Consider the following 8,628-nt stretch of genomic DNA (forward strand, 5'->3'; position numbering starts at 1 on the left):
ATAATAATGATGATTTGTTTGGTGGTTTAGGTAACGATAGCTTGCTAGGTAATAGCGGTAATGACCGTTTGTTTGGTGAACAGGGAGACGACAAATTATTAGGTGGTGCAGGAAATGATACCTTGTATGGTGGTGCAGGAAATGATACCTATTCTTTCCTAGCTAATACTGCCTTGGGAACCGACACAATCATAGAAAGCACAACAGATGGAACTGATACCATTAACTTTAGCGGTACTACAGTTGCCGTCAACCTAAATCTAGGTTTAACCACCTCACAAACGGTTAACAGTAATCTCAAACTCATTCTCTCTGCCAATAACGTTATCGAAAATACAACAGGTGGCACAGGTAATGACACTCTCACTGGTAATACACTGAATAACATTTTAATTGGCGGTGGCGGAAACGATCAACTCCAAGGGTTAACAGGAAATGATACCTATTCTTTCATAGCTAATAGCGCCTTGGGAACCGACACAATTATAGAAACCTCAACCGATGGTACTGATACTATTAACTTTAGCGGTACTACAGTTGCCGTCAACCTAAATCTAAGTTTAACCACCTCGCAAACGGTTAACAGTAATCTCAAACTCATTCTCTCTGCCAACAACGTGATTGAAAATGCAACGGGTGGCACAGGCAATGATATTCTCACTGGTAATACACTGAATAACACTCTGATTGGCGGTGACGGAAACGATCAACTCCAAGGGTTAACAGGAAATGATACCTATTCTTTCATAGCTAATAGCGCCTTGGGAACCGACACAATTATAGAAACCTCAACCGATGGTACTGATACTATTAACTTTAGCGGTACTACAGTTGCCGTCAACCTAAATCTAAGTTTAACCACCTCGCAAACGGTTAACAGTAATCTCAAACTCATTCTCTCTGCCAACAACGTGATTGAAAATGCAACGGGTGGCACAGGCAATGATATTCTCACTGGTAATACACTGAATAACACTCTGATTGGCGGTGACGGAAATGACACTCTTGGAGGAGGCAATGGTAATGATACTCTTACAGGTGGAGTTGGTAATGATAAATATCTGTTCCAAAGCAATGGTGTCTTTAACACAAGCTTAGGTGTTGATTACATCACCGATTTTCAAGCCGGACAAGACCAGATTGTGCTGAGTAAAACCACCTTTAATACTGTTACTAATAATGCGGGTCAGGCTTTAACTGACTTTGCAGTTGTCAGTGGTAATCAATTCGTCAACGCTAGTAATGCGCGTATTGTCTTTAGCCAAAGTAGTGGCAGCCTATTCTATAACCAAGATGGCAACGTTCTGGGTACAGGAACAGTGTTTGAATTTGCTCGTTTAGGAAATTCTGATATTACTCTCAGTAGTAGCAATTTCAGTCTGATTGCCTAGTACTCTGTCAACTTTCAATTGATAGATAATTAAGTTCGTAGTAAGGACTAAAGTCCTTATTTTTTCAGTACTAAAGTCTTTACTACAAACTCTCAAAACTAGCTTAAAAAAGTACTAGTATCACCTTGCCACAATTCTAAATTCAAAATGCTTAGGGACTTCTAATACCATTTTGGATTTACAATTTTGGATTGTTAAAGAGTTAGTGGCGATCGCTCGCTCTCAGACTCACCACCACTACGTGCTATTTAAGGTGAGGCAATCAAGGGAGTTATAGACTTGTTAGCGATGGCTAAGTTGGCTGCGCTTACGCCTTCCTTCATCAAAGCGATAGCTACGATAAGCTAGTCTAACGCATAAATATTTACGCTGATTTATTTAGCACATCAGATTTTGAGCCAAAACTCGCCTACCGAATGAATAAGTGTCTTACAATTACGAATTACGAATTATCAATTACGAATTATGTTGACACTTTCTACAAACCAGGTTTATCCCGTTATTTGGCACAACGACTCGGTGTCACTAATTGACCAAACGCGCTTACCTAACGAATATACCTTTGTGGAAATTCACCGCAGCGAAGATATGGCACGGGCGATTAAAACTATGATTGTGCGAGGTGCGCCGGCAATCGGTGTGGCTGCGGCTTATGGAATGTATCTTGGCGCCAGGGAAATTGAAACAAGCGATCGCACCGAATTTTTGCAACACTTAGATCAAGTAGCCCAGTTGTTGCGTTCTACTCGTCCAACGGCGGTAAATTTATTTTGGGCAATTAGCCGGATGATCAAAGCCGCTTATGAAACTCTGGGAACAGTAGAAGACATCAAACAAACCCTTTTCCAAACAGCCCAAGCAATCAACGTTGAAGATTTGCAAACCTGTCAAGCGATTGGTGATCATGGTTTAGCAGTTTTACCTACTACTCCACAAAAGCTAACATTGCTTACTCACTGCAACGCTGGGGCGCTAGCTACTGCTGGTTACGGAACTGCTTTGGGTGTTGTGCGTTCTGCTTGGAGGGAAGGACGTTTAGAACGTTTATTTGCCGACGAAACCCGTCCCCGCTTACAAGGCGCAAAACTCACTACTTGGGAATGTGTGCAAGAAGGTATTCCAGTGACATTAATTACTGATAATATGGCAGCCCATTGCATGAAACAGGGTTTGATTCATGCTGTAGTTGTGGGTGCTGATCGAATTGCCGCTAATGGTGACACTGCTAACAAAATTGGTACATATAGTGTTGCGATCGCAGCTAAAGCTCATAATATCCCGTTCTTTGTCGCTGCACCCCTTTCCACCGTTGATTTTGAATTAGCTGATGGCAGCAAAATTCCCATTGAAGAACGCGATCCAACAGAAATCTATCAAGTTGGTGATACCATTCTCACACCTGCTGGTGTTGATTTTTACAACCCAGCTTTTGATGTGACTCCATCTGAGTTGATTACAGCTATCATTACAGAGAATGGAGCGATCGCACCTCATAAATTAGCAAAATCACAGCTAAAGCAAGTAGTGTGAGTTCGACGAACCTCTCCCTGTTTTAAACTAAAGTTCAAGTCTGTCCCTCTCCGACTCGGAGAGGGACAGGTTTTGCGTAGTAAAACCAGGGAGAGGTCTTTTATTCGACTAATTAGCCCTAGTAGTCTGTCAAGAAAGAATTGAGGGATGAATTACCTGTAGAGACGGCGATTTATCGGGTCTCTCTAACCGTCAAAATAAATTTGACAGACTACTAGTAGACTTAACCAAAATGCTGATAGTAGACTTAACCAAAATGCTGAATAATTGCGTCGGCAAATTCAGAACATTTTAAGGGTTCAACTGGTGGTTCTAGCAACCGGGCTAAATCGTAGGTGACTTGACTACTCGCGATCGCATCGCTTAAACCTTTCTTAACTAGGTCTGCGGCTTCTTGCCAACCCATAAATTCCAGCATCATCACACCAGACAAAATCACTGAACCAGGATTAATCCGATCCAATCCAGCGTGTTTGGGTGCAGTGCCGTGGGTAGCTTCAAATATCGCACTAGAATCACCAATATTTGCCCCTGGCCCCATTCCCAATCCGCCAACAATGGCAGCAGCGGCATCAGACAAATAATCGCCGTTTAAGTTCATCGTCGCCAAAATCGAATACTCATCCGGTCTGGTTTGGATTTGTTGAAAAATACTATCCGCAATCCGGTCATTCACCAAAACTTTCTCTTTCCATTTACCCTCGCCGTGGGTTGCCCAAATTGTGTTAAGAACAGTTTCAACTTCCTTGACAACTTGCGCTTTCTTGTCTGGGGTAAGATTATCAAACCCAGGCTCAATCTGGCGGGCGTTTTCTTCCAAGGAAATATTGGGATTTTTCTCCTTGTTACTCAAAATCCAAGATTCTTGTTCAGTCACAGTTTCTTGGCGAAATTCACTGGTTGCTAATTCATAACCCCAGTCGCGAAAAGCGCCTTCGGTGTACTTCATGATGTTTCCCTTATGCACCAAAGTCACTTGTTGCTTGTTTTTGGGCAACAATAAGGCGTGTTTGATAGCACGTCTGACTAGGCGCTGGGAACCAGTTTTGCTGATGGGTTTGATGCCAATACCAGAATCAAGAGGGATGCGTTTTTTCCCATGTTCTGGGGTGGCGGGGATCAGTTCTTCGTTAAGAATCTTAATTAAGCGATCGCCAATTTCGCTACCTTGTCGCCACTCAATACCTAAATAAATATCTTCCGTATTTTCTCGATAAACAATGACATCCAGCTTTTCTGGATTTTTGTGGGGTGAGGGCGTACCTGCATAGTAACGACAAGGACGCACACAGGCATACAAGTCAAAAATTTGCCGTAATGCCACATTTAAAGAACGAATTCCCCCCCCAATGGGAGTAGTCAAAGGCCCTTTAATAGCTACACCATATTCTTCAATTGCCGTGAGAGTGTCTTGAGGTAAATACTGATAAGTACCGTATAAATCACAAGCTTCGTCTCCAGCGTAAACCTTAAACCAGCTAATTTGACGCTGACCCTTGTATGCTTTGGCTACCGCAGCATCGAGAACTTTTTGGGTAGCAGGCCAGATGTCTATACCTGTACCATCGCCACGAATAAAGGGGATAATTGGATTGTCCGATACGATTGGTTCACCATTTTTGAAGGTAATTTTTGCTCCGGCTGCGGGGGGGGTAATCTTTTCGTACATCGTTCACACACTCCTAATCGATACGCTGCTAGTTAAAAAAACCTTATGTGGGAGGCTTGTATTTTGGGTACTGGGGATTGGGTATTGGGTACTGGGGATTGGGAAGAGACACGCAGTGATTTTTTCAATAATTCACCCTTGTCCTCCATGTCCCCTCAGTCGTAGTACCCAGTTCCCAGTTCCCAGTCCCTAGTCTCCAGATTTTCCCCCTATTCCCCTTGTACATTATTTGGGGATTAAGTGTGGGATTCAGTGAAGCGATCGCAATTTTGTACGATCAAAAATAGTAAACTACTTTTCGCTATCAGTGCTTCACCTTGGAGAAGCCCAATAGCTTACCGCTCTTTCACTGACCGCTAAAACGAGAATGGCATGACAGACCCAATGATTTTATCAGGCCCTGCAAATGACATCGACTCCCTGCGACGACCGTTAATCGCTGGGTCTGAAAAAGTCCAACAACAGATAATCCCACAATTAGCTGAGTTGGGTAATGAGGGATTAGACGTGTTGATGGAATTTTTACTGAAACGACGTGAGAACCCAGCGAATTGGATTGATGGCAAAGCTTACCAAGTCCTCTACAACTCTGATGCACCTCAAGCCAAAGAATTTTTACGCTCCTGTTTTCCTGAGGGAATTGTACCTCTAAAATCAGAGTGCGGGATTAACTATAATTCTTTGCAACAGCTACTTGCTGTTCAAGACTTCCAAGCAGCCGATCGCGTCACTATCGAAAAAATGTGTGAACTATCAGGGCCAACGGCTGTACAACGAAAATGGTTATATTTTACTGAGGTAGAAAATACCTCGGCTGTTGACTTGCAAACCATTAACAACCTCTGGTTAGTCCACTCGGAAGGTAAATTTGGTTTTTCAGTGCAGCGAGAAATCTGGTTAAGTTTAGGTAAAAATTGGGAGAATTTCTGGCCGAAAATTGGCTGGAAAGCAGGTAATACCTGGACGCGATACCCTAACGAGTTTACCTGGGATTTGAATGCGCCTAGAGGTCACTTACCCCTCTCTAATCAACTTCGGGGGGTACGAGTCTTTGCTTCTTTACTCTCTCACCCAGCTTGGTCGAAGAATCCAGAAAAATGATTTTGAGCCTACGGACAAATAGATTATGATCAATCCCACTAACCGAGAATTCTACGTCATCATTGAACGGGATGAAGATGGCTACTATGTCGGAGAAGTCCCTCAGCTAAAAGCCTGTTACAGTCAGGGAGAAACAATTGATGAGTTGATGGCTAATATGAAAGAAGTAATTAAACTTTGTTTAAAGGATGTCTGAGAAGTCAAAAATATCATGTTGTAATCTGCGAGCAGAGTATGACTTAAAGAGGCTAAAAGTCAGAAATTTTGGTTCTGAACGAAAGAGCTTTAGTAAGACAACAATTCGTTTAGAACCTGATGTTGCAGAGGTTTTTCCTAATGCCGATGCTGTCAATAAGGCTCTAAGATTTCTGATTAGAGTTGTGCAGGACAATCACGTTTCTACACTTGTAAAGCAGCCTCACAGTTCCTCGGACGGTGCGGATCAAACCTCCTAGTGCTTAGTTGGAAGTGCCGCAGATCCTAAACTGAAAATATCAAATTAGATAATGGCAAATGTTCGTCTGGAAGATATTAAGCGTAGATTTAACAATGTCACCGCCATTGAGGATATTACCTTTGAAATTCCTGATGGCGAGTTTTGGGTTTTAGTCGGGCCATCGGGTTGTGGTAAATCTACAATTTTGCGGACGATCGCCGGTTTAGAAACCGCTACATCTGGCAAACTCTTTATTGGCGATCGCTTGGTGAATAATATCCCAGCTAGACAACGAGATGTGGCGATGGTGTTCCAAAACTACGCTCTCTATCCTCACATGAGCGTGGCGGAAAACATCGGCTTTGGCTTGCAGATGCGGAAGGTTGATCGAAAAATCATTCAGGAACGAGTGATGAATGTGGCGCGATCGCTTTCTCTCGATCACTTGCTGGATCGTAAACCCAAACAACTCTCTGGGGGACAACAACAACGAGTAGCATTAGGGAGAGCGATCGCTCGTGAACCACAAGTGTTTTTACTCGATGAACCTTTATCTAATTTAGATGCCCAATTGCGCGATGATACCAGGGCTGAATTGAAACAGCTACATCAAAAATTAGGTATTACAACTATTTACGTCACCCACGATCAAGTTGAAGCGATGACTTTGGCTGATAAAATTGTCGTGCTAAATCGCGGACGGATTCAACAAATCGGCGATCCCCAAACTATTTATGCAAATCCTGCTAATCAGATGGTGGCAAGTTTTTTAGGCAGTCCGCCAATGAATATTTTACCTGCAATCTATCAAAATAACGGTTTTGATGTGAGTGGACAGTTATTAGCAATTCCAGCAGTTGTGAAAGAAAAATTACACTTACGTCAGGGACACAGTTTTGATTTGGGGATTCGTCCAGAGGATATAAAAATCAACACTGACTCAGAACTCAATACTCAAAAATCAGGACTGTTATCGGTTGAAGTTAAAGTTGTGGAACCTTTAGGAAGAGAAACTTTGATTCGTGCTGGTTTACCTGGTTCGGCGGTGGTGTTGAATATTCAAGTAGGCGGTGATGTGCGTCTTCGTCCAGGCGATCGCCTTTCTCTACAACTCGATTTAAATCAATTGTTTGTATTTGATCCCAAAACTGGGGAAAAAGTCTTACCTCATAAGTGACTTAAGGTAAAGAAAAACTGGTGCGATCGCGTGGATTATTGAAATATGTGATTTAAATGATTGAATTGCTCAAAAACACGATGCCGATCGCACACAAAGCGAAGCCAGCAATACTCATTTTCCAGGATAAAATTCGGTTTATTTCTCCCATACCCATTGCAACACCAATTTCTCTGGCACTCATGGCAACTGCAAACAGAGTGAAAGTAATGCCTACTATATAAGCAACTAGTGGCATCATTTCTACCCCAATAATAGATTCAGCATTAGCGTAACCCTGAAATAAACCAGCACTGATGCCCACTAGAGCAAGTACTATAAAGTTTGGCTGATTTGGCATCATCAGCATAGTACCAAAAACGATGGTAGAAAGGGCTATGGCTGCGCCAACGCTTTCAGTGAACACTATTTCTGTGCCTGGGAAATTTAGCTGGAATAAATGAATTACAATGCCCAAAACTGTTGCTAAGACAAAGCATCCAGCGATCGCAGCGCCACGAACAAACACAGATGAGAGTAAGCCAATAGCAACAATACCAACTAAACAATCCAAGCCAATTACTGGATCTGCCAGTCCCCAGAGAAAGCCTTCCCAGCAGTTAGAGATGGTATGGTCAAATGGTGTTCCACTCAATGAACTCAGTAAGCTAATTAGAATTAAAGCTGCGATCGCCCCAATATGGCGAGACATTAACTTCGAGGTATAAAATTCTCCCCAAGCACGGGATTCTGATAATTTAGTTTTGAACATCACTATATGCCAAATTAGTTTTTTCGGTAATTTATACTACCCACCTACCCAAAAAAACTAACGTGGTAATGATGCCAGATTACACTAGCTTCATCAAGTTATGTAAAGTTAGTCTTCTGATCAAGGACTGCGTAGCCTTTCGTAGAGAAGCCCGTCGCAGACATCGTTACTAGTAACGATCAACACTTGACATTCAAGACGGGATCTCCTCAACCGCAAATGTAGTTTACAAATATAGCTGCGATTTTCTTTTCTCCTGATATTAGGGACTGACAAATAAAAAAATATCCGACTATTTATTGTGGGGTGGGCGTCTCGCCATTAGTGTCAACTTAAGGTTAAAACCCATTTGTCAACGATAGGTTTTGTTAGGAACGAAGTATAAAGGTGAACTTTTTTCTGACTTTTATACGCAAGCTGGGAGTGATGCTAATAAACAAAGCATTAATAGTCCCTGAAAAAGTTCGTTTTTTGTCCCTTTCAAACCAAATTGTTAAGCATAAATGCTTATTGACATAGGAAGTTTGAGCTTAACTTGACACCTATGGCAAGATGCCCACCCCACAAGATTGG

The 8,628-nt window shown here is 42.3% G+C and carries 7 protein-coding genes; 5 read left to right on the forward strand and 2 right to left on the reverse strand.

Features of this window, described 5'->3' with window-relative positions; genetic code table 11:
• On the forward strand, positions 1-1,391 hold a 1,391-nt coding region (locus HWQ44_RS15580; protein WP_292720041.1), incomplete at its 5' end, for a calcium-binding protein.
• A gap of 465 nt (positions 1,392-1,856) precedes the next feature.
• The gene (gene mtnA, locus HWQ44_RS15585) at positions 1,857-2,921 is read left to right on the forward strand and encodes an S-methyl-5-thioribose-1-phosphate isomerase (RefSeq protein WP_292720043.1); all 1,065 of its coding nucleotides are present in this window, start codon (positions 1,857-1,859) and stop codon (positions 2,919-2,921) included.
• Between the two features lie 247 nt (positions 2,922-3,168).
• Here the strand turns inward: mtnA and HWQ44_RS15590 are convergent, their stop codons facing one another.
• A complete protein-coding gene (locus tag HWQ44_RS15590) occupies positions 3,169-4,590 on the reverse strand; it encodes an NADP-dependent isocitrate dehydrogenase (RefSeq protein WP_292720046.1) in 1,422 nt (473 codons plus the stop codon).
• Between the two features lie 372 nt (positions 4,591-4,962).
• Between HWQ44_RS15590 and HWQ44_RS15595 the strand changes: the two genes are divergently transcribed.
• The 3 genes from HWQ44_RS15595 (at position 4,963) to HWQ44_RS15605 (ending at position 7,304) form a co-directional block, all read left to right on the forward strand.
• The gene (locus tag HWQ44_RS15595; protein ID WP_292720050.1) at positions 4,963-5,691 is read left to right on the forward strand and encodes a GUN4 domain-containing protein; all 729 of its coding nucleotides are present in this window, start codon (positions 4,963-4,965) and stop codon (positions 5,689-5,691) included.
• Between the two features lie 25 nt (positions 5,692-5,716).
• Positions 5,717-5,887, forward strand: coding sequence for a type II toxin-antitoxin system HicB family antitoxin (locus tag HWQ44_RS15600; protein ID WP_292720053.1), 171 nt, complete (start codon positions 5,717-5,719; stop codon positions 5,885-5,887).
• 310 nt (positions 5,888-6,197) lie between these two features.
• Complete coding sequence (locus HWQ44_RS15605; protein ID WP_292720056.1) at positions 6,198-7,304, forward strand: ABC transporter ATP-binding protein; 1,107 nt, start codon at positions 6,198-6,200, stop codon at positions 7,302-7,304.
• Positions 7,305-7,356: 52 nt separating this feature from the next.
• Here the strand turns inward: HWQ44_RS15605 and HWQ44_RS15610 are convergent, their stop codons facing one another.
• Positions 7,357-8,055: a HupE/UreJ family protein gene (locus HWQ44_RS15610; RefSeq protein WP_292720059.1), complete on the reverse strand. Its 699-nt coding sequence runs from the start codon at positions 8,053-8,055 to the stop codon at positions 7,357-7,359.
• Between the last annotated feature and the right edge of the window lie 573 nt (positions 8,056-8,628).

Origin of the sequence: Nostoc sp. JL34 (assembly GCF_017114945.1) — a bacterium.
Lineage (GTDB): Bacteria > Cyanobacteriota > Cyanobacteriia > Cyanobacteriales > Nostocaceae > Nostoc.